The 22,211-nt window shown below is 63.5% G+C and carries 20 protein-coding genes; 5 read left to right on the top strand and 15 right to left on the bottom strand.

Annotated features, from left to right (window positions below):
* Positions 1-3: 3 nt before the first annotated feature.
* From AC1DTQ_RS08445 to AC1DTQ_RS08400, 10 genes are all read right to left on the bottom strand, one after another.
* On the bottom strand, positions 4-1,431 hold the full coding sequence (locus AC1DTQ_RS08445) for a dihydrolipoyllysine-residue acetyltransferase (RefSeq protein ID WP_477849063.1): 1,428 nt from the start codon (positions 1,429-1,431) through the stop codon (positions 4-6).
* Between the two features lie 130 nt (positions 1,432-1,561).
* Positions 1,562-2,329 (bottom strand): DUF2884 family protein, encoded by a 768-nt coding sequence (locus AC1DTQ_RS08440; protein WP_477849062.1) that lies wholly within the window; start codon positions 2,327-2,329, stop codon positions 1,562-1,564.
* Positions 2,330-2,534: 205 nt separating this feature from the next.
* The gene (locus AC1DTQ_RS08435) at positions 2,535-2,990 is read right to left on the bottom strand and encodes a DMT family transporter (protein ID WP_477849061.1); all 456 of its coding nucleotides are present in this window, start codon (positions 2,988-2,990) and stop codon (positions 2,535-2,537) included.
* Between the two features lie 82 nt (positions 2,991-3,072).
* Positions 3,073-4,191, bottom strand: coding sequence for an alpha/beta hydrolase (locus AC1DTQ_RS08430; protein ID WP_477849060.1), 1,119 nt, complete (start codon positions 4,189-4,191; stop codon positions 3,073-3,075).
* Positions 4,188-6,266, bottom strand: a complete 2,079-nt coding sequence (locus tag AC1DTQ_RS08425; protein ID WP_477849059.1) for a hypothetical protein — start codon at positions 6,264-6,266, stop codon at positions 4,188-4,190. The genes AC1DTQ_RS08430 and AC1DTQ_RS08425 overlap by 4 nt, the downstream gene beginning before the upstream one ends.
* A 73-nt stretch (positions 6,267-6,339) precedes the next feature.
* Complete coding sequence (locus AC1DTQ_RS08420) at positions 6,340-7,581, bottom strand: MFS transporter (protein ID WP_477849058.1); 1,242 nt, start codon at positions 7,579-7,581, stop codon at positions 6,340-6,342.
* Between the two features lie 185 nt (positions 7,582-7,766).
* A complete protein-coding gene (locus AC1DTQ_RS08415) occupies positions 7,767-10,319 on the bottom strand; it encodes a TonB-dependent receptor (RefSeq protein ID WP_477849057.1) in 2,553 nt (850 codons plus the stop codon).
* Between the two features lie 69 nt (positions 10,320-10,388).
* A complete protein-coding gene (pgmB, locus tag AC1DTQ_RS08410) occupies positions 10,389-13,430 on the bottom strand; it encodes a beta-phosphoglucomutase (protein WP_477849056.1) in 3,042 nt (1,013 codons plus the stop codon).
* Between the two features lie 282 nt (positions 13,431-13,712).
* Positions 13,713-14,726 carry a LacI family DNA-binding transcriptional regulator gene (locus AC1DTQ_RS08405; RefSeq protein WP_477849055.1) on the bottom strand — a complete coding sequence of 338 codons (1,014 nt, stop codon included), beginning with the start codon at positions 14,724-14,726 and terminating at the stop codon, positions 13,713-13,715.
* A gap of 4 nt (positions 14,727-14,730) precedes the next feature.
* Complete coding sequence (locus tag AC1DTQ_RS08400; RefSeq protein ID WP_477849054.1) at positions 14,731-15,195, bottom strand: DUF1801 domain-containing protein; 465 nt, start codon at positions 15,193-15,195, stop codon at positions 14,731-14,733.
* 220 nt (positions 15,196-15,415) lie between these two features.
* Between AC1DTQ_RS08400 and AC1DTQ_RS08395 the strand changes: the two genes are divergently transcribed.
* Entirely contained in the window at positions 15,416-16,057 is a 642-nt protein-coding gene (locus tag AC1DTQ_RS08395; protein WP_477849053.1) for an OmpW/AlkL family protein, read from the top strand.
* Between the two features lie 224 nt (positions 16,058-16,281).
* The gene (locus AC1DTQ_RS08390; protein ID WP_477849052.1) at positions 16,282-16,572 is read left to right on the top strand and encodes a hypothetical protein; all 291 of its coding nucleotides are present in this window, start codon (positions 16,282-16,284) and stop codon (positions 16,570-16,572) included.
* Between the two features lie 6 nt (positions 16,573-16,578).
* Here AC1DTQ_RS08390 and AC1DTQ_RS08385 read toward each other — a convergent pair whose 3' ends face one another.
* Complete coding sequence (locus tag AC1DTQ_RS08385; RefSeq protein WP_477849051.1) at positions 16,579-17,103, bottom strand: CcdC protein domain-containing protein; 525 nt, start codon at positions 17,101-17,103, stop codon at positions 16,579-16,581.
* Positions 17,103-17,984, bottom strand: a complete 882-nt coding sequence (locus AC1DTQ_RS08380; protein ID WP_477849050.1) for a DMT family transporter — start codon at positions 17,982-17,984, stop codon at positions 17,103-17,105. Before AC1DTQ_RS08380 ends, AC1DTQ_RS08385 begins: the two co-directional genes overlap by 1 nt.
* A 104-nt stretch (positions 17,985-18,088) precedes the next feature.
* On the opposite strand from AC1DTQ_RS08380, the gene AC1DTQ_RS08375 reads away from it, so the two are divergent.
* From AC1DTQ_RS08375 to AC1DTQ_RS08365, 3 genes are read left to right on the top strand one after another with little or no spacing between them, the layout of a single operon-like run.
* On the top strand, positions 18,089-18,571 hold the full coding sequence (locus tag AC1DTQ_RS08375) for a YajQ family cyclic di-GMP-binding protein (RefSeq protein WP_310092187.1): 483 nt from the start codon (positions 18,089-18,091) through the stop codon (positions 18,569-18,571).
* Positions 18,564-19,112: a DUF1415 domain-containing protein gene (locus tag AC1DTQ_RS08370; protein WP_477849049.1), complete on the top strand. Its 549-nt coding sequence runs from the start codon at positions 18,564-18,566 to the stop codon at positions 19,110-19,112. Before AC1DTQ_RS08375 ends, AC1DTQ_RS08370 begins: the two co-directional genes overlap by 8 nt.
* Complete coding sequence (locus AC1DTQ_RS08365) at positions 19,109-19,624, top strand: hypothetical protein (RefSeq protein WP_477849048.1); 516 nt, start codon at positions 19,109-19,111, stop codon at positions 19,622-19,624. The genes AC1DTQ_RS08370 and AC1DTQ_RS08365 overlap by 4 nt, the downstream gene beginning before the upstream one ends.
* A gap of 16 nt (positions 19,625-19,640) precedes the next feature.
* On the opposite strand, the gene AC1DTQ_RS08360 is transcribed toward AC1DTQ_RS08365, so the two are convergent.
* The 3 genes from AC1DTQ_RS08360 to AC1DTQ_RS08350 are packed head-to-tail and all read right to left on the bottom strand — an operon-like array spanning position 19,641 to position 22,101.
* Complete coding sequence (locus tag AC1DTQ_RS08360) at positions 19,641-20,327, bottom strand: HAD family hydrolase (RefSeq protein ID WP_477849047.1); 687 nt, start codon at positions 20,325-20,327, stop codon at positions 19,641-19,643.
* A complete protein-coding gene (locus AC1DTQ_RS08355) occupies positions 20,324-21,025 on the bottom strand; it encodes a pseudouridine synthase (RefSeq protein WP_477849046.1) in 702 nt (233 codons plus the stop codon). Before AC1DTQ_RS08355 ends, AC1DTQ_RS08360 begins: the two co-directional genes overlap by 4 nt.
* A complete protein-coding gene (locus AC1DTQ_RS08350; RefSeq protein ID WP_477849045.1) occupies positions 21,022-22,101 on the bottom strand; it encodes a class I SAM-dependent methyltransferase in 1,080 nt (359 codons plus the stop codon). The genes AC1DTQ_RS08355 and AC1DTQ_RS08350 overlap by 4 nt, the downstream gene beginning before the upstream one ends.
* Positions 22,102-22,211: the final 110 nt, after the last annotated feature.

The following is a 22,211-nucleotide window of genomic DNA, read 5'->3' as shown; positions in this document are numbered from 1 at the left end:
GATTCACAGCAGCACGCGGCGCATGTCGCCAAGCAGCTGCGCCAAGTACGCGGTGAAGCGCGCGGCGGAGGCGCCGTCGATGACGCGGTGGTCGTAGCTCAGCGACAGCGGCAGCTGCAGGCGCGGCTGGAAGTGCTTGCCGTCCCAGACCGGCTGGATCGAGGATTTGGACACGCCGAGGATGGCGACTTCCGGTGCGTTGACGATGGGCGTGAAGGCGACGCCGCCGATGCCGCCCAGTGAGCTGATCGAGAAGCAGCCGCCGGACATTTCCGCCGGACCCAGCTTGCCGTCGCGCGCCTTGCCGGCGAGCTCGGACATTTCCTTGGCCAGTTCGGCCAAGCCTTTCTTGTCTACGTCGCGGATCACCGGCACCACCAGCCCGTTGGGCGTGTCGGCGGCGAAACCGATGTGGAAGTATTTCTTCAGGGTGAGATTCTCGCCGCTGGCGTCCAGCGAGGCGTTGAAGTCGGGATACTTCTTCAGACCAGCGACCACTGCCTTCATGATGAAGACGAGCATGGTCAGCTTGATGCCAGCTTTCTCATTTTCTTTGTTCAACAGCACACGCAGCTCTTCCAGCTCGGTGATATCGGCGTGGTCGTGCTGGGTGACGTGCGGAATCATGGCCCAGTTGCGCGCCAGGTTGGCGCCGGAGATCTTCTTGATGCGCGAAAGCGGCTTGACCTCGATCTCGCCGAATTTGGCGAAGTCCACCTTGGGCCACGGCAGCAGATTCAGGCCATTGCCGCCGGCAACGGGCGCCGCGGAAGCGGCACCGCCGCCGGCCAACGCGTCCTTCACATATTTCTGTACGTCTTCCTTGCTGATGCGGCCGGCGCGTTCGCTGCCCTTGACCTGGGTCAGATCGACGCCGAGCTCGCGCGCGAACAGGCGCACCGACGGGCTGGCGTGCGGAACTTTCTGCGGCAGCACCGCATCAGCGTTGAATTCCACCGGCGGGCTGTGCGGCGGCGAGGCTTCGGGATCGAGCCCAGGCTTGCTGTCCAGCACCTGCGGAGCAGCAGGCTGAGTCGGAGCGGACCGCTCCTGCGCGATTTCGCGCTGGGCGATCTTGTCGGGTTCCGCAGGAGGGGCTACCGGTTCGACCTTGGTGCCGGTTTCGGAAGAAGCGATTTCCGCTTTCGCTGCAGGCGCAGATGCGGCGGCGGGCTTGGAAGCGGCGCTATCGGCCGCTTCGATCATGGCGACCACCGAACCTTCCGAAAGCGTATCGCCCAGCTTGACCTTGAGCTCCTTCACCACGCCGGCGAAGGGTGCCGGCACCTCCAGCGTGGCCTTGTCCGACTCCAGCGTGACCAGACCCTGGTCCTTGACCACCGTGTCGCCGACCGCTACCAGCACTTCGATGACGGGCACGTCGCTGTAATCGCCGATATCGGGAACGCGTGCTTCCTTGAGTTCGGCCATACAGAGACTCCAGTGATCAGATCGGGTGGGGACCCCTATTGTGGCCATCTACACGCGATGCGCCAACCTCTCACTGGAACAATTCGTCTCCTTGTGCCTTGCCGTAGGCCTTTGTGTGGGCGAATAACTCCTATTTTTCCGAATCCGTATCTTTTTTCGAATCCGCGCTGGCTTCCGGTTTCATCCGCAACAAATCCAGCGCCGCGCCGCCCGGCAGACGATACGCCAGCGCACTGTCTAGCCGGTCCAGCGCCTCCATCTTTCCGCACAGCTGCTCGGCGCGCTGTTCCAGCGCCTTGGCGCGCGGCTCGATGCGCGCCTCGATCTGCTTGTCCAAGCCCTCCATTTGTTCCAGGCGCTGGGTGTCGCCGCTCAGGGCGGCCCGCACCGCACCACTGACGATATCGCCGATGACCAGGGGAACGACTTCCGATACGGCCTGGCCGATGCCCTCGCCCAGATCGCGGCCGTCGAAACGATTGGCGGTGACCGAGCGCGCCAGACGCGCGTCGATTTTCTTGCGGGCCTGGTCCAGCTTGGCGCGGGTTTCGGCCGGATCGCTGCTGAAGCCGGCGGCCACTTCGCCCAGTGCGGTGAAGGCGATGCCGGCGGCCTCGCGGCCGATTTCGCGCGCCAGGGGCATGATCTCGCGTGTACCGCGGTCGAAGTCGGCGATGCGTTGGCGATCTTCCTTGCCGAGCGCGACCCATCGGTCATCGACGAACAACCTGTCGCCGCGGATCACGATCCACTTGGGCGTGCCGCTTTCGCGGGTCAGGATCACGCTCTGGTCGTTGATGCTGAGGTCGTAGTCGCTTTCGATATTGCAGCTGACGTTCTTGGCCTGGACGCTGGCGGCCAGCGACAACAGGGCGAGCGAGCAGAAAGTGCGGCGCATGGGAATCTCCCGGGTGATCGGATGGGGGCAGCATGCCATTTCACGCGTCGCTGCCAACGTGCCGTTCGGCAGGGAGGTCGTTGGTCATGCCTGCCGCCATCTCGCTCGTGGGACCGGCGTCTCACCGCGATCATTTCTCGGAGGATAAAGAGCAAGAGCTCGCGGCGGGACGCCGCTCCCACCTCTCCCCCGTTTCTCTATTCCATCACGCAGCCGACTGCCAGGGCTTCACCACCAGCAACGCGCCGGCGACTACCAGCAACGCGCCCACCACGCGCAGCGGATCGATCGGGGTGCGTGCGTGCAATACGCCGAAGTGGTCCAGCAGCAGCGATCCGACCACTTGCCCGAAGACCACCGCGCAGATCAGCGCCGCCGCGCCCATGCGCGGAACCAGCAGCGTCGCGGCCGCGACATAGACGGCGCCGATCACGCCGCCCGTCCAGGCCCACCACGGCACTTTTGACAATGCGACCACTTCGAACGTCGGCCGCGACACCATCCACCACACCGACAGGACCATGGTGCCCACGGCGAAGGACATCAACGCAGCGAACACCGGGCCGAAGGTCTGCCTTCCCAGCGCCGCATTGATCAGGGCCTGCAGCGGCAGCAGCATGCCGATGAAAACCGCCAGGGCCAGACCGCCAGTCGCATTCATCCCGCTCTCCTTTCCATATCGAAGGCGCCCAAGATACGCGAGCCGATCCCGTTTGCCTCGTCATTCCGGGCGGCTTGGCGGCTTAGTTGTCGGCAGCGCCTTCAAGCGCCGCGCGACCCAGCCGGCGATCGAAGAAGCGGGCGATCAGACCATAGGCTTCTTTCGATTCCGGTAAATCCGGGAACACGAAGAAGGCATGCCACAGCCCGTCGAAGACCACCAGTTCCGCGTCGACGCCGGCAGCCAGCAAACGGCGTTGCATAGTGGTCAGCGCGCTCACCGAGAAATCGCGACCGCCAGCCAACAGCAGCGTCGGCGGAAACCGCGCCAGCAGTTCCGGCGATTGACCTGGATAAGCGACCGGATCGTCGGCTTTGGCGGTCTGCAGGTAAGGCAGGCGAAGCTCGCCATCGGCCGGCATCGGCGCCGCACCCACGGCCAGTTGGCCCAGGATGGCCGAATCGCCGCCGAAGGGCATGCCGGAACCACAGAAGGTGCCGATGGCGCCGGGGCGCGGTAGGTCGGCCTGCAGGATACGCGCGGTCGCCTGTGCGGTCAGCGCGCCGCCCGCCGAGCAGCCGTAGATGCCGATGTTTTCAGGACGATGGCTTTTCAACAATTCGCGGTAGACCGCTTCCACGTCGTCCACCGCCGCTGGGTAGGTGTGCTCCGGCGCTAAGCGATAATCCACTGCGACCACGCGAATGCCTGCGACTGCGGCGATGGGGATCGCTTCGACCAGCGCACCGCTGCCCGCGCCCCACATGAAAGCGCCGCCGTGCAGGTTGATCAGTACACGATGCGCGTTGTCGCCACGGGCGCCGCCTTCCGGATCCACCACCTGCACCGGCACGCCGCCCATGCGCGTGGATTGGACGCGGCTTCGGTACGCGCGTTCGACCTCACGCAGGCGATCGTCGTTGTAGCGCTGGTAGAAGCGGCGCTGATCGGCCAAGTCGGATGGATCGGGGCCTTTGCCCTCGCGTGTTTCCGCCAGCAGCTCGGCAAACTTGGCGCGTGCCTGCGGACTGGCGAAACGGCTATAAGGCAGCGCGGTGGCCGGTATCGCGGCCGTGGCCGATTCGTCGTCGGCCGCAGCCTGTGCGGCACGCAGCGGCGCGTGCGCGGCCAGCAACACGGCTGCCACTGTTGCGTGCAGGCCGTGCCGGCTCAAGGCGGCGAGAACTTGTCGGAGGCTCATGGGCGCTTTTCCTCCGGCGGCTCTGGCTGCTGCGTCGCGGGCGATGGCGGCAACGCCAGGAACACCGTGCTCCACAACTGCGCGGCATTGGATTCGTCGGCGTCGCCGCTGTTCTGGCCGAACGGCGCCGGCTGGTAACGGCCATCGGTATAGGTCCATGACCACAGTTCCGAAGTGCGCATTCCCCGGGTGTTGCCAATGACCGTCCACAGCTGGCGCTGGGCAGAGCGCAACCGGGTCAGGACGGCGGCCGGCAGATCCTTGCGTTGCAGTTGTCGTTGCAAACCGGCCGCCAATAAGGCCTGTTGCCACGACCACACTACCGTGCCGTGATAAGCGTTGCGGCCGAAACGACGTTGAATATCGGCATCGGCAAAGACAGGATTGGCGACCAACAGTCCGGCATCGGTGAGCAAGCCGGCCGGGAACGGGCGCAGCATCGCCTCGACCATCGGCTCCAGCTCAGCCACCGGTGGATCCTGCAGCAGCAACGCAAAGCCGCCATCCGAATGCAACACCGGAATCGGCCGGCCTTGCGCATCCAGAGCGATGGCGGCGAAGTCGAGCCCCGCCGGCGTCAGGCTGGCGATGGCGGGTGCCGGAGCGATTCCTTGGCTGCCAGCGTAGGCCTGCACCCGGCGTCGGGCATCGGCTGTCGGCAAGTGCACATGGAACAGCGGCGGCGCCTGTCGCGACCACACTTCGGCCCGACCGGCTGCGGCCGACAGAGCCTTGGCTTGTTCCGCCGTCGCGTAAGGCGCGAGCAGTCCCTGCCCGCGAAAGCGCCCGATCGCGCTCAATGCGGCAGGCACGAACACGGCGTTGACATCGTAGGCGTAGCGTCCGTCGGCCAGACCGTCTTCGCTGTCGCGCCATTGCCCGGTCTTGCGATCTGGTTTGATCGACACCAGATTTCTCGCTTCCGGCGTTGCCGCGAAGGCCTGCGCCGAATCGGCGACGAAGGCGAAATTGCGCGCGAGCGCGGCACCGACAGTTTCCCCCGATGGCAGTTCCCGCGCCAGGAACTCCGCGGCGCGCGCGCGGCCATCGGGCTGGTCTAGCAGATACGCGGCCGCCACCGGAGCCAGCATGAAGTCGTCGTCGACCATTCCGTAGTCGTAGATCGGCGCATCACTGGGCGGGTCGCCCTGTTTGCGATGGCGCAGCACGGCGAACTCGCCGATGTCTTCCTCATGCGCCACTTCGCCCTGCACGTTCAGTCGCTCCAGCACGGCCGCCAGTCCATCTTCGATCGCTACTGGCTGCAGTGCCGGCATCAGCAAGCGCAGCGACATCAAAGTATCGCGGCCGAAATAGGTGTCGAAACGCCAGGAACCGGCTAGGAATTTTTCCTCATAACTCAGAAAGGCCAGCGCTTGCCGGCTGCGCAAATCGGCACCGGCCTTCGCGTTGAGCAGACGGTTTTCGCCCAACGGCGTGAGCGGGGTTTCCCCGGTCAGGGCGGTGATGCGAAGACGCATCGGTTCGCCGGGGGCGGACGCGGTGAAGGTCCACGGCGACTTGCCATCGCCCACGAGGCTTCCGTTTTCGACGGCGACCGAGATCAGATACCCCGCCGCGCCATCCAGTCTCGGTCGCGACCAGCTAAGGGTGTTGCCGCTACGCGCGGGGGTGGCCGCGGTTTCGGCGGGATAGCGGCCATCGATTTGGTAGTCGCGCAGGATACGCACGCTGCCCAATACCGCGTCGCGCACTACCAGGGTTCCATCGACGCTGGCGGTAGCGACGATTCCGTGCAGTGGCCGTCCTTTCGCATCGGCCTGTTGGAGGGCGTGCGTTTCTTCGAGCGTCCACTGCACCGGTACCTTGGCCGGCTCGAACCAGATCCCGGTACCGCTGTTGCCAGCCGGAAACGCCACCAGCACACGCGGTTGGGTGCCGGAATTCAACAACAGGTGCGCAGCCACCGGACCTTGCTGATAGAACGCGTTGAGGGCAAGGCCTTCGGTGATGTTGAATTGCAGCGGTGCCGATGCGATGGGCGGCTTGGCAGCGGCAACGACGGACAGGCCGAATAGAACAACGGCCAGAAATCTTTTTGCGTATGCGGTCATGAGCAAAGTTCTCCCGCTGTCAGTTCGAGTCGACGATCCCAGTTTCGACGAGCCCAGTTCGAGCCGAACCGGTTCAAGCCGCTTGCGGCGCAGACGCGGCATGCAATGTCGATTGCCGCTTCAGCAGAAATACCGCGATGAGCAAAAGCGCCATCGGGATCAGCGACAGATAAAACGCGGTCTGCCCGCCCAGGCGCGCGAACACCTGGCCGGTGATGAAGGATCCGGTGGTACCGCCCAGTGCGGAGAAGACTACGATCAAGCCGGTCATCGCCGCGTGCCGGGCCTTGGGCAGCGCGCTCAGCACCACCGAATTGATCGCCGGATAGATCGGCGCCATGAACAAGCCCAGCAACGGGAAGATGAACGCGACCGCCGGCGCATGCCACCAGCCCTCCTGCGCAGGCGGCTGCACTTGCGCGGCCATCGGCAGCACCAGCAACACGAGAGTCGCCATCGCCAACAGGCAAATGATCAGCAACCAATGCCAAGGCAAGAAACGCAATACCAGTCCCGCGCCAAGACGTCCGACCGCGGTGGACGCGGCGAACAGACTGGCCAACTGCACGCTGGTCACCGTGGACAGATGCAGCACTTTGTTGTTGAACGTCGGCAGCCAGGTATTGATGCCTTGCTCTATCAGCACGTAGAGGAAAGCCGAAGCCAGGAACACGATCACCAACGGCAACGCCAGTAGCCGGAACAGATCCGCAAACGATTGCGCCGCACCGGTGTGGGCGGCGCCTTCGTCGATATGCGAAAACATCAGCAATGCGATCGTCACCGCGCATGCCAGCGCCAGCCACCAGTACACATCCAACCAGATCGGGTCGGTCGAGCTGTCTTGCTGTCCCACGAATGCGGCCAGTACCCAAGGCCAGGCCAGCACGCCCAGCATGAAACAGCCTTCGATGAAATTCATAAGGCTAGCGTGGGCTTTCTTGCCTTCGGTGAGTAGACCGATGGTGGAATACACCGACATCTTCGCCAGCGCAAAGCCTGCACCGACCGCGACCAGCATGATCTTGACCATCCAGAACGCGTTGGCCATCGGCATCGCCACGCAAGCGGTGGCGACCAGCGCCAGGCCCAGCATCATGCTTTTCCGGTAGCCGATCCGCGGCAATAGCGAGGTCGCTACGAAGGCCACGACTGCAATGGTCAGGTCTTTGAACCCGTCGAGGAAGCTGGTGGCTTCTATGCTGGCCCCCAACGCGTTCTGGCTCATCAGAATCAGGGTGCCGACGCTGTTGAGCAGCATGGCGAAGATCACGTAAGTCAGGATCATCGCCAGGATCATGCGGGTTCGGTTCATGCGGGCGCCGGAGACTGGGAAGGAAAGAATGCTTCTCTGCGCGCTAGCGGGAGAAGATGGCGTGAAGCGCAGGCTGAGAAACGATAGACAAGGGAATGCGCTGCTTCGGACACCCTCGGCAGTCTACCGAGGCCTTCTCCCCGTTCGCGGGGAGAAGGCCTCGCACTTCCTGGTTCTTTACTCGCTTACCAGCTGTACTTGGCCTGGAAATTGACCTCACGACCTTCCAGCGGACGCGCCAACAACACGCCACCCGCACTGGCAGCCGAACCGAAGATGCGCGAGTTGCTCTCGGTCAAACCCAGTTCGTTGGTCATGTTGGTACCACGCAGGTTGAACTGCCAGTTCTCGCCGACGTTGGAGGTCACACCGAAGTCCACGGTGTGGTACGAACCCAGCTGCTGCAAGCCGGACTGGTCCTGGGTGTGGTCGCCGACGTGGGTGTAGGTGACGTACGGCATGATGTCGCCCCAGTCGAATACGAACTTGTAGCTGGGCGTGAACATGAAACGCACCTTCGGCTGGCGTTGCAGCTGTTGGCCTTCGATCGGCGCGCAGGCGGGCTGGTCGTTGATATCGGTGTATGGGAAGCAGGCATTGAAGTCGGTGTACTCGCCATCGAGATAGTTGGCCACCAACTGCAGACGCAGATTCTCGATCGGAGTCAGCGCGCCGATGAAGTTGACGCCTACGGAATCGGAACCATAGATCAGCGGTGTACCCACTGGCGTACCCGCGCCATCGGTCGGCTGATACTGCAGGCCGCTGAAAACGCGCCGGTATGCGCTGATATCTGCATATAGCAGATCCGACTGGTACTTGAAGCCGATTTCGTAGTTACGAATCTTCTGGATCGGCGGCGTATTGCCGGTGGTGCTGCCGCGAATGCCATTATCGAAATCGAGGAAGTGGCCGCCGGTGTTGACGCGACCGTACATCGACATATGGTCATTGAACGAATAGTTGGCGCCTGCGGTGAAGGCAGGATGGCTCTTCTTGTACTCGGTCTTCGCATAAGTGCCGTTGCACATTTCGACATTATTGTCGTAAAGGGTATTCGGGTCGCCATCAAGGCCACCCGCGCCCGGATTAACTGCGCTGCGATTGCAGACGTTGTTGGTCGCGTCCTGGTTCTCCAGACGGCCCGAGAGGTCCAGAAGCCACTTTCCAACGCGCCAGGAATCGGAAAGGTACAGCGCCATGTTGGTGGCGCTTCCGTGCTGGGCGATATGGAAACCACCGAAGTCGGCGAAACCCTGACTATCGGTGCGCTGGTAAGTCTGTCCGCCGTCGACGTAGCTGACTGTGATCGGCGTGGCGTTGGGCGTATTGCTCATCAGCATCTGATTGCCCAGCGACCACTTGTCGTTCATGGTGTAGTGGTTTACGTAGAAGCCGATGGTCAGCGTGTTGCCTTCGAACAGCTCCTTACTCAGGCGGAAGTCGTTGTTGAAGCTCTTCAGGTGCTTGTGGATATGCCACCAACCCTGCTGGATCACGCTCTGGTCCAACGGCACCGCGCCACCGCCTACATAAGTGGCCGTGGCCGAACCGGCAGGCAGGCTGAAGCCGCTGGGCGTGCCTGCGGTGTAGAGCATGTCCTGCAACGTGGCCGGGTTGTTGCCTGAGAACAAGGCATTGGTGTCCACGTCGCCTTCGTTGATCAGGAACTTGTCGCTGATCGACCAACCGTTATCGAAACTGAAGTCGAAGTTGCCGCCAACGAAGAACATGTCCGCACCACGGCCATCGGCCAGATCGGCATCCTTGCCACCGCCCGGATAGGTGGGCAGGTGCACATGCTGGATCGCACGGCTGTAGTAGGTGTCGGTAAGCGGATCGAAGCCGGGATATTCGCTGAAGCTGTCCGAGCCGGTCTGGATCAGCGGGATCGGAGTGATGAACTGATTCTTGTCGTTGAGGTAGCGCGCGTACAGGACCATCGAGCCCTTGTCGAAATCGTGCGCCAGGGTCGCGGTCAACTGGCCGCCTTCATCGGCCTTGAAGCCGGGCGAACGCACGCCGTCCGAAGTGCGCCAGAAACCGCCGACGCTGCCGTACCAGCCCTCTGCGATCTTGAACCCGGTGAAACCGTCCAGGCGGTACAGACCTTCGTCGCCATAGGTCAGGCCGACGCTGCCGGTCGGCTCTTCGGTGCCGGTTTTCAGGAAGAAGTTGGCGGTCGCGCCCATCTGACCATCGGCGAACACCACCGACGGACCGCCCTGCAGGATTTCAACCGATTCAATGGTGTCGTCAAGACGCATTAGCGTCGTCGTTTCGAAGAACGACAGCGTGGGCATGCCGTAGACCGGAGAACCCATTAGCAAGGTGGAGAAATAAGGCGCGTCGCCACCGCCCGGGAAGCCGGCGATCTCGATGTTGGCGCCGGTTTGGCCACCGGTCGATTCGGGCCACATGCCAGGAGAGATCTTGAGCAGATCGGCAGTGCTCTTGGGGTTGGCCTGCTTTATCTGCTCGGCGTTGGCGGTGACGATGTTGTAACTGGCCTCGATTTTCTTGACGCCGCCGGCGGCGCTGCCGGTGACGACGATAGTGTCGAGCGTAGTGGCGTCCTGCCCGCTGGTGGCCGGCACCGCCGGAGCAGGCGCGGCGGGAGCAGGCTCGGCTGGGGCCGGCTCTGTGGGAGCGGCCTCCTGGGCGTAAACCAGGGCCGGCGCCAGGGCCGCGGCGATGGCTACGGACAATGCGTAACGGATCAGTGTCGTCTGTTGCATGGGTGTTCCCTCCACTCTTGTTTAGACAGGTTGGTTACGAATCCGTCGCGGCTCTGCGGCCTCGTACGGTCAGGTTGAAACGAAATCCTCCAGCCGCAATGCGGCGATATCCGGCAGTACCGCGTCGGCCTGGTCGAGAACGCGTGAATCGCCGATGCCGATGGCCGGCATGCCCGCAGCGTGGATGGCGACGATACCGGCGGCGGCGTCCTCCACGCCGATGCACCGTTCCGGCGCGACACCCAGTTCGCGTGCGACGGTCAGGAATATTTCCGGATCGGGTTTTGCACGTGCGATCCGTCCGGCGTCGGCGATGTAGTCGAAACGATCCTCGATGCCGAGTTTGCGCAGCAACGCGGGCGCGTTGCGGCTGGCCGAGGCGAGGCCGAGCTTGAGCCCGGCCGCGCGCGCCGCTTCCAGCAGTTCGCGTACGCCGGGGAACAGATCCTGAGGGCCGAAACTCTCTATTTCCGCCACGTAGTAGCCGTTCTTGCGTTCGGTCAACGCGCGCTTGGCTTCAGCCGTGAACGGAGCCGCAGCGCTTTCCAGGATGATGTCCAGCGAGGCGGCGCGATCCACGCCTTTCAAGCGTTCATTGGTGCGCAGATCGAAGGGCACGTCGATCTCGTCGGCCAGCCGTTTCCACGCCAGGTAGTGGCTGTGCGCGGTGTCGGTGAGCACGCCGTCCAGATCGAAGATCAGCGCTTGGCAGGGCCGCGGGAATACCGCGTCCGATTCCTCCGCCGGCTCCTTCACCAACTGCGCCAGCGCCAGCGTCTGCGCTTGTCCGGCTCGCAGTTCCAAGGCGCGGCCGTCGTGATAAATCGTCAGCGCTTCGCCGTCGCGCAGGACATAGGTCGCTCCCGCCCGGGACACGTCCACGCGCACGCTGCGCCCGCGCCAGCGCAGGTTGAAGCCGTAGCCGTTCCACGCCCGCGGCACGCTAGGCGCGAAATGCAGTTGCGATTCGCGCACGCGCAGTCCGCCGAATCCCTGTACCAGCCCCAGCCAGCTACCGGCCATCGCGGCCATATGCACGCCGTGGTCGGTGTTGCGATGCAGGTCGTCCAGATCCACGCGTACGCTGTCGTGGAAATAGCGCCAGGCCTTGTCCGCGTGACCGACTTCGCCGGCGAGGATGCCGAACACCGGCGCGGACAAGGTGGAATCGTGGGTGGTGACCGCTTCGTAATAATCGAAACTGCGGCGCTTGCGCGACAGCTCGATATCCTCGCCCGCCAGCACCAGCGACATCACCACGTCGGCCTGCTTGCAAACCTGATGCCGGTATAGGGTGAGCGGATGGTAGTCGAGCAGCAGCGGGCGGTGTTCGCCGTTAGCGGCGTGCAATGGGAAGGGCCAGTGCGGCTTGTCCAGGAAGCCGTCGTCCTGCTCGAAGATGCCCAGCGCCGCGTCATAAGGCAGGAACATCGCATCGGCGGCGCGTTGCCACAGTTCGATTTCCTGCGCGTCCAGCTGCAGGCGTGCGGACAATTCCCGCATGCGCTGCGGGCGTTCCCCCGATAGCCAGCGCCAGGCTGCGACTGCGCAACGCAGGTGCCGCTGCGCCATGCGGTTGGTGTAGTAGTTGTTGTTGACCAGGGTGGTGTATTCGTCGGGGCCGGTGACTTCATGGATGCAGAAGGCGCCGTCGCGACGCGGATTGAAGTGCCCGACCTGCGGCCAGATGCGCGCGGTCTCGAACAGCATTTCCGCGCCGGCCTGGTCCAGAAAATCGAGGTCGTCGCTGCTCTCCAGGTACAGCCCGATGCCGTAAGCGATAGCGGCATTGATGTGGTACGCCGCCGAACCGCTGGGGTAGTGCGCGGAGCCTTCGCCGCCATCGATGGTGCGCCAGGGGTACAGCGCGCCGGTCGGATGGTTCATTTCGCGCGCATGCGCGCGCGCGGCTTCAAGCGTGCGGTAGCGGTACATCAGCATGGCGCGCGCCACTTCTGGCGCAGTGAAAGCCATGACCGGCAGCACGAAGGCTTCGGTGTCCCAGAAACAATGGCCTTCGTAGCCTTCGCCGGTCAGTCCCTTCGCGGCGGTGCCATCGACGCCGTTGCGTCCCGCCGATTGCAGCAGATGGAACAGGTTGAAGCGCAATGCCTGTTCGGATGCCGCATCGCCGTCGATGGACAACTCCGCGTGGCGCCAGAACGTTTCCAGCGCGTCGGCCTGATCGGCGGCCAGTCTGTCGAAGCCCGCTGCGGCGACTTCCGACAAGGTTGCCTGCAAGCGGTCGTCGCGCGTGGCTGCGTCGCCGTCGACGACGTAGGCGACGAACTTCTCCAGGGTGACGGTGCGGCCCGGCTGCAGCATGGCGCGGAAATGCTGTTCGACGCGCGTGCCCTGCGCTTGCGCTTCGACGAAAGACAGATCGTCGGTCGGACCGTTCGCTGCAAACCGGTGCGCCTGTCCGCAGGCCACTTCGATGCCGCTGCCCGAAGCGCGCTGCGAGAGTCGCGCCCCGTGGCCGTCTGCATGCAGGCCGAAGATCTCCATGCCTTGACCGCCGGACACGCCGATGCGCGGATCGTCGCCCTGTTCGACCGCTTGGCGTCCGCCCTCGATCGAGGAAACCAAGGTCAGCGGACCGTCATAGTCCAATGAGGTGACGCTGAAACGGATCGCCAGCAACGCCGGCTGCGTGAGCGGCACCACGCGTTCGGCGCGAATCTCGAGGCGGTGGCCTTCGGCGGTCCTGATCCGCAGGCGCCGGTCGAGCGCGCCACGGCGCAGATCGAGCGAACGCTCGAACTGCAGCCATTCGGCCTGATCCAGCCGTACGCGCTGGTCGCCCAGCCACAGGCCGATGCCCTTGCCTTCGGCCACCGGTACGCGCGTGTCGGTGCTGCGCGCGAAGCCGGACAGGCGCTCGTGATAGTGGATGGGATTCTTTTCGAACACCGCCGCCAGGAAACTGCCGTCGCTGGGACTGTCGTCTTCCTCGAACCCGCCACGCACGCCCAGCGATCCGTTGGCCAGCGCGAACAGGCTTTCGTCGCGCGCCCGCTGCGAAGGCTCGAAGGTGGTTTGCCGCAGACACCAAGGATCGAGGGGTGCCTGCGCGCCCTGCGTCCGACCTGTGTTCTGGATTGCATCCACCACGCGTCCCTACCCCGGTTCTTGTCGTCTATCGTCGGCGGCAATGCCGGCGGGGAGGCAAGCTAGGAAGCATTGTTATCGATGTCAAGTTATCGATAACAAACGCAGGCGCTATCACTCACCGTTCACGACCTGAGCGCGGGGTGTAATAAGGAATACCCTGGTCTATGATAACAATTTCTTTATGAAACAGAGACTTATGGTAGCCGCGGTGACCCGTGAAAGCAGCGTGTTCTTCGAGGGGTCATCGCACAGTCGCTGCAGCGCAGCAGACAACCGCGCTCAGGTGGCGCGCAGCACCAGATGGGTGGGCAGGGTTTCGGACGTGGCGGGCTGGCCTTCGATCAAGGTCCGGATCTTACGGGCCAGCAGCACGCCGGCATCGATGAAGTTCTGGTGCACCGAACTCAACGGCGGCACATAGGTGGCGCCCAGGGGCGTGTCGTCGTAGCCGATCACCGAAACGTCATCGGGCACCCGTCGCCCATGCTCGATCAGCGCGCGGATAGCGCCGATGGCCAGCAGATCGCTGGCAGCGAACAGGGCGTCGATCTGCGGATGCTGTTCCAGCAGCGCATGCACCGCTTCGGCGCCCGCGGTCACAGTGAAACTGGAGACCATGGGCGTGAACGGCGTGATGCCGTATTTCGAAAGAGTATCGGCGAAGCCTTCCAGTCGTTCGGCGAATTCGGCGTGCGCCGGATCGCCCAGGAACACCGGGCGGCTGCGGCCCAAGGCCAGAAATCTTTCCGCGGCCAACGCGCCGCCGCGTCGGTTGTCGCTGCCGACCACCACGTGCGACTCATGCCGGCTGACCGCGCCCCACACCACCATCGGACGGCCCCAGCTCTGCACCTCGTGCATCGCATCCTCATGCGCACCCTGCCCCAGCAGAATCACGCCATCGGCCGCCTGCACGTGGGACAACGCACCGCCTTGCAGGGAAGTCAGCAATACGCTGTAGCCGGAAGAAGTCAGTTCCTGGGTGATGCCGCCCAGCAGATCCAGTGGATACGGCCCGGACATCTGCCGCTCAAGGGTGGGTTTCATTTCCACCACTACTGCCACAGTCATGCTACGGCGCAGGCGCAGATTGCGCGCGCTGACATTGAAGGCATAGCCGTACTGGCGGGCGATCTCGGCGATACGCGCCCGGGTTTCCGGATTGACCAGCGGGCTGTCGCGCAACGCGCGAGAGACGGTGATGGCGGAAACGCCGGCCACCTTGGCCAGATCGGCCATGGTCAAGCTGTCGCTTCTTTTTCCGTCGGCAGGGCCGGTCTTGGGGGGGCGCATAGGCTCAGTCTCGCACGCGGCTGGCCTCGTAGCGCGCTACGTGCGTTCCATAGGCGTTGTCCGGCGGGGTCGAAGCGATCACCGCGGCTGCGGCCGATTGCAGCAGCGCATCGAGTCCGCGGAAGCGCGGGCAGCTCTTTCCCAGGTCCAACTTCAGGCCGCCCGCGGCATAGGCGGCACGCAGTTCGCGCTCGCTCTGCGAATCGACATACGCGCACATCAGGCACAAGGCGTAGTGATTCTTCTGCGCGGCCAGCGCGGCGTATATCGAGGGCTGCTTGTAATAGGTGACTGGGCAACGCGGCCGCGGAATCTCCCCGCTGATCATTCCCCAGTTCCTGCCCTCCACAGAACCATCGGGCAGATTGGCGTTAACCAGAGCGCGTACCGTTGCGATCACTTCGCGACGTTCAGGCCGAAGTTCGGCCAGATACGCTTCGACGGCTGTAGCGGCGCTGCTGACCATCATTCTTCCTTCCAACGCGCGGAGCTGCTTGCAGCCAACGCTTACCGCTGACAACGACAAACTGAACCCATTGTTATGCAACGCATGTGAAAAACACCAGACTGAAGCAAAGATGAAAACGAGCATTAACAAAAATGCGCGTGCCGGTTTGCATTCATGCATTGGTGGCTACGGTGTGCGCGCCCACTCCCCGGGCACACAAAAAACACATGGAGAGAATCATATGTCTTCACTTCGCCCCCTGAGCATCGCCCTGCTATCCGCTCTGGCGTTCACGCCTTCCGCATTTGCGCAGGATGCAGGAACCACCAGCACCGACAGCGCTTCCGGCAAGCGCATCGCCATCGTAGGCGGTGGCGCGATCCTGCAGCCCGATTCCGATCCGCTGCCCGGTGCGCGCATCGACATAGACGGCGGCACTGCGCCTACCTTGAGCGCCAGCTGGTACATCAACGACAACATCGCCGTTGAGTTGTGGGGTGCTGCCGACAAATTCAATCACCGCGTGCGCGGCGATGGCGGCAAGATCGGCACCATCGAGCAGCAACCTATCGCGTTGAGCGGCCAGTACCATTTCCGCAGCGCCGATAGCGTGATGCGCCCGTTCGTCGGCCTGGGCTATTACGAGTCCAACTTCAGCAACGAGGACATCTCCGGCGGCGGCCCTCATGTCGGCCTGGACACCGCCAAGGGCGCCATCGCTACCGCCGGCATGGATTTCAACATCAACAGTCGCTGGTTCGCACGCACCGACGTGCGCTACATGAAGGGCGATGCCGAGGTGAACGTGGCCGGCGAGCCGAACGGCGACGAGATGACCATGGATCCGTGGACCGTCGGCCTGGGCTTGGGGGCACGCTTCTGATCCCGCGTTCTTGATCCACTGACCAACGCCGGCCGCAGCAATCGCCGCTGTGTCATGGCAACACCGGACGGCGGGCTCCGCAAGGAGCCCGTCGTTTCTTTTGCAACTGATCCGGCCTCATTGATTGGGAGCAAGCGGTCACCGGATTGACCGATTCCTCTCACTCCGCCTTAGCGCGGCGATGGCTACGGTACCTGTCCCCCTTTTCCTTACCGGACTCACCTATGCCCACCGTCCGACTGCGCGTCACTGGCAACGAATACGCGGCTTCCGAGATCATTCATGCGCTGGAAGCCATCGAAGGCATCGAACACGTGGAAGAAGTCGCCGACCTGATGCCGCACATGGACGACGACGATTCCAGCTCCGCCGGCCTGCCGGACGACGAATCGCCGGGGTTGCACAACATCGAGATCGAAGCCCCCAACGACGAAGCCGTGCGCCGCATCCATGCCGTTGCCGAAGTGCTGGCTGAACGCACCGAGAGCGCGATCGAAATCGTCGAGGACTTTTAGGGCCTGCTAACGCGACAGTCGACGCCGCAAGGCCCAGGTGTAGCTGAGGTAATAGCCGAGCAACAGGCCGGCCACGGCGAACAGGCTGGCGTGATCGAGCACCGGGACGATCGACAGCGCTTCGCGGCCCTGCCAGTAACGCCACATTTCCACGAAGCCCATCGCGATGCGCGCGGCCACCAGCAGGGTCAGGGTCAACACCAGCCAGGGATTGGGCGTGTAGTACATGCCCTGCGAGGTTTGTTCGAAGCGGCTGAGCCACAGCCCGACGATTCCGGTGAGCAACCCGGCCCCCATTCCCGCCAGCGCATAAGCCAACGCGCCAGGCCACCACACATTGGTGATCGCCATGCTGGCCAAAAACAAACCCGTGGAAAACAGCAGCAGCCACGAGTTCAGCCTCACCAGCCAGGGCCATGCTTTGCGTCGCGCCTTGCCCATGCGATAGCGCTGCCATAGCGACAGCGGCAGCAACAGCAGCCACAGAACCAGCAGGACCAGGACGACCAGTGGGACGATCAGCAGGGGCATCAGGGATGCTCGGTTTCCGCATGCACTTTTTCGCGGCGCAGCAGATACAGGCCGCTAATAACGATGATGCCCGCGCCTAGCCAAGTCACGCCATCGGGCAGCACATGCCACAGCGCCAGATCCAGACATACGCCCCAGACCAGCGCGCTGTATTCCAGGGGTGCGATCAGCGAGGCCTCGCCGCGCTGGAAGGCCTCAGTCAGGGCCACTTGGGCCAACGACCCGGCAACGCCCACGCCCGCGATCACCCACAAGTCGGCCGAACGCAGCGGTAGCCAGTGCGGGGCGGCCATCGCTCCGGCGCCCAGCGACAGCAGCACGATGAACCACAACACCATCGCCTGGATGCTGTCGCGCTGCGCCAGCAAGCGCACGGTGATCGCGCTGGCCGCATAGCAGATCGCGGCGACGAGGATGGCCAACCCGCCCAGCGTCGCCATTCCTTGCCCCGTCGGCCGTAGGATCACCAGCACGCCGACCAGCCCGACCACGATGGCCGTCCAACGCCGCGGACCCACCCGTTCGCCCAGAAAAGGGCCGGCCATAGCGGTGACCAGCATCGGCGCGACAAAAGTGATGGCATACGCGGTGGACAGCGGCATGGTGCGCAGGCCGTACACGAATCCGAACATCATCCCGATACCCAGGGCTCCACGCAGCAGATGCAAGGGCCAGTGCACGCGCCAGAGGGTATTCGGCTTGGCCGTCCACAACACCCATATCAGCACCAGCGGCAACGACGACAGACCGCGCAAGGCCGCCACCTGCAGCGGAGGATAGTGCGGCGCCAGCAACTTCAGGCCCGCATCCATCAGCGCGAACAGCGCTACGGCGGAAAGCATGAAAGCGATGGCGGACAGGTGCGAGGCGCGGGTAGTCATTCGGCATTATCGCCAATTTACTGCGCCCCTTTCGCCTCAAAGGGAAGGAAAACGGGACCGCCTGCGTTAACCTAGCCGCTTCCCACACCGCACAACGCACGCCCATGCCTTCCTTCGACGTCGTTTCCGAAGTCAACACCCACGAACTCACCAACGCGGTCGATCAGGCCAACCGCGAGCTCACCACGCGCTTCGATTTCAAGGGCGTCGATGCCAGGTTCAGCCTGGACGACAACGTCATCAGCCAGTCCGCACCCAGCGATTTCCAGCTCAAGCAGATGTCCGACATCCTGCGTGCGCGCCTGATCGCGCGCGGCATCGACGCGCGCTGCCTGGAGGAAGGCGAGGTGGAGACCAACCTGGCAGGCGCGCGCCAAAAGATCACCGTCAAGCAAGGCATCGAGCAGAAGCTGGCCAAGAAGATCGCCGCGGCGATCAAGGAAGCCAAGCTGAAAGTGGACACTCAGATCAACGGCGACAAGCTGCGCGTCAACGGCAAGAAGCGCGACGATCTGCAGGATGCGATGGCGCTGCTGAAGAAGGGCGATTTCGAATTGCCGCTGCAGTTCGACAATTTCCGTGACTGAACTCGCCGCATCGGACCCGATCGCTGCGACGCGCCTGTGGCTGGAGCGCGCGGTGATCGGCATGAACCTGTGCCCGTTCGCCAAAGCCGTCTACGTCAAGCAGCAGGTACGTTTCGTGCTGAGCGATGCGAGCACACCCGAGGCCTTGCTGGAACAACTGGCCGAAGAACTGCTGCTGTTGCGCGACACTCCCGCCGACGAAATCGACACCACCTTGATCGTGCACCCCGAGGTGCTGCAGGATTTCCTGGACTACAACGATTTCCTGGACAACGCCGACGCCGCGGTCGAGGCGCTGGATCTGGAGGGCGTGCTGCAGGTAGCCAGCTTCCATCCGGCCTACCAGTTCGCCGGCACCGCTTTCGACGATATCGGCAACTACACCAACCGCTCGCCCTATCCCACCCTGCACCTGCTGCGGGAAGACAGCGTCAGCCGTGCGGTGGAGGCTTTCCCGGATGCGGACCAGATTGTGGACCGCAATGTGGAAACGCTGGATCGGTTAGGCGTGGAAGGTTGGCGCAAGCTGTTCGCGCAATGACCCCTTCCGGTCAGGCCACGGTCCTTATCTGCAACCGCGTTTCGATGGCGAGGCTCGGCGAAGAGGAAACCCGGCGTCTTCTGGGCCATATCCCCTACCTGACGCTGGCAAAACAGGGAAACGCCAAGCGTTATGCCGAACGCTTGGTCCGCGATGCTGAGGAACTGGAGTCCGTGCTGCTGCGGTATCCGCAGATCAAGTACGAGCCGCTGGATCCGCACTATGTCCTGTTGAAATGCATGGCCAATCTGGATGCGGCGTTCATCGACGATCTTTGCGACCATTTCGACTGGCGCGGCGTGGTCTTCGCTGGCTGGTTCGCCGCACTGCGGCCTGATGCCGCTTATCGCGAATCATTGATTGCGGCGCTGGGGAAGTCCCAACCGAACGATTGGCTGATTGAATTGGCCCTGGCCGAGATCGACAATAGGATTTGGACGCCGGATCCGGACCTGCAACAGTCGATCCGTCGCCTGCGTTCTTGCCTGCGACCCTTGCTCGAGATCGCCTGATCGCGCGGCACCCGGCTTAGAACGACAGGCTTGCGCTCGTGTCCAGCGATTCCAAATTCAGCCACCTCTGGAACCAGGTTCGCGCCCGATCCAGATCGGGAACAACCTGGGCCAGCGTCCGCGTCGTCTCGGAGGCAGGCAGCATGTCGGGCACCTGGATCACCCGCATTCCGGCCGCGGAAGCCGCCCGCACACCGAACTCCGAATCTTCGATCGCTATGCATTCGCGGGGCGGGATGCCCAGCCGTTCGGCAGCCAGCAGATAGAGATCAGGCGCGGGTTTCGCGTGCGCCACGTCGCTGCTGGTGACCACATGGTTGAAATAGCCGTCGATCCCACTGCGCGCCAGCTTGAGCCGCGCACGCTCGCCGCGGGTCGAGGTGGCGACGGCCAGCGGCACACCAAGGTCGAAGAGATCCTGCAGTAGTTCGCGGGCGCCTGCCTTAAGCGGCAATCCCTCTTCCACCAATAAGTCATACCTGCGCTTGCATTCGAGCGTCAGCCGCTTGGCCCGCTCGGCGCCGAGCAACCCGTCCAGCAGCTCGGCGCAGCCCACATCGTGCAGACCCACCATCGACAGCCACAGCGTGTCGTCCACCTCCAACGACTGCTCCGCTGCGGCGACTCGCCAACATTCCAGGATGACGCGCTCGCTGTCGATCAGCAGGCCGTCCATATCGAAGATCACCGCGCGAGCGTTCATGCGTTGAACAGCTCCGCTCTCGCCGCTTCGTCCAGCATCCGCCATTCGCCGGACGGCAGATTCCCCAGCCCGAGTCCGCCGATTCGGCTGCGATGCAATGCCTCGACATGATTGCCGACCGCGGCGAACATGCGTCGCACCTGATGGTAGCGGCCTTCGTGCAGGGTCAGGCGCGCATGGCGCGCGTCGATGGCTACCAACTCCGCGGGAAGCAACGGAGTCTGCTCGGATTCCAGAATCAGCGTGCCGCTGGCGAAGGTCTGCGCTTCATCGCCACGCAAATCGGTGGTGAGAGTCGTCTCGTAGACTTTGCAGAGTTTCGATTTCGGCGACACGATCCTGTGCAGCAGCGCACCGTCGTCGGTGAACAACAACAGACCGCTGGTGTCCCGATCCAATCGTCCCACCGTGGACAGCAGCGGCGAGCGAAGCCGATAGCGCGGCGGCAGCAGGTCGTAAACGATGCGGCCAGGATCCTTGGTGGAGCAGGTATAACCCACCGGCTTGTGTAGCATGAGCAACAGACCCTGCGGCGGATCCAGCGGCTCGCCGTCGACGCGCAGATTGTGGTGGTCCACGGGATCGTCGGCGTACATCACTTCGCCCTGCGCGTCGGTGATGCGGCCTTCACGGAACATCAGCGCGACTTGCTTGCGACTGCCGTAACCCAGGTTGGCGAGATGCTTGACCAGTTTCATCGTGGGGACTTGTTCGACCTTGCTGACGGCACGGCCTTGATGGCTTCTATCACCTTGAAGCCATCTCTCTCGCCCACCACGCGGACCTGTCCGAAGCTGGCGTTCAATACCGCTTCGTACGGCAGGTGCCGGTTGGCGACGAGGAATAGTCGTCCCCCGGGCTTGAGGGATTCGGCGGCCACCGCAATGAAACGACGGCCGACATCGGGACGATCCGCGCGGCTTTGGGTGTGGAAAGGCGGATTGCTGACGATGAAGTCGTACCGCTCCGGCACGCCGGTGGTGACATCGTGCCAGCGATAACCGAGCGTCGCCTGCTGCTCGAACTGCGCGAGATTCTGTTTCGCGAGCGCCAGGGCGCGCGCCTCGGCTTCATAGAGATCCAACGCTGAAACCTTGGCGCAGCGCGAGAGGATTTCCGCCGAGAGATATCCGTAACCCGCACCCAGATCGGCGCCCTTGCCCGCCAAATCGGCGGGAAGATGCTCGACCAACAAGGCCGAGGCCGGGTCGATGCGGTCCCAAGCGAATACGCCCGGACGACTGCTGAAGCGGCCGTCCAGGATCAGGCGCGGCGCATCCAGCGCGGCCCATTTCGCGATCGCTGCCTGATCTTGAGAACCATCGATCGGCTTGCTCCAGAACACGCGGCAATGGTTCTTGGTCAGGCTGCCGCCCAAGCCGGTGAGCTGCTTGAGGTCGGCCTCGCCGGATTTGGCGCCCTCGTTGTTGGTGATGCTGGCCACCACCACGCCACCCGGCGCGCACAGCGACACCGCGCGTGCGAACAGCGCGCGCGCCTCCTCGCGCTGGCGTGGCGGCAGCACCAGCACCAGCGGATAGCGGGCCGCCGATTCCGACGCATCGGCGATCACCTGCAATCCGCCGCGCTCCAACTCATCGGCGAACGGCTTGTAGCTCTGTTCGCACACCAGCTGCGCAAGCGGAAATTGCCGCATCGCCCAACCTTCGCGCGCGCGCAGGAACAGCACCGGACCTTCCGGCCACGCGAGCGAGCGGCTGGAGAACGGCAGGAACAGAGAATCGAGCGCGGGATCGGAAATACTGGCGGACAAAAGGTGTCACCGATAAAGATTCAGTGACGATTCTACCTGTCGTGTCGACCCGGCACCGATGCTGATCGTTCGCCCATGCATCGCAACCGTTCGTCGGGCTCAAGATTCTG

This window comes from Pseudoxanthomonas sp. P4_B2, assembly GCF_056402315.1.
The sequence above is the reverse complement of the archived record's forward strand: the minus strand, read 5'-3'. Positions and strand labels throughout refer to the sequence as shown.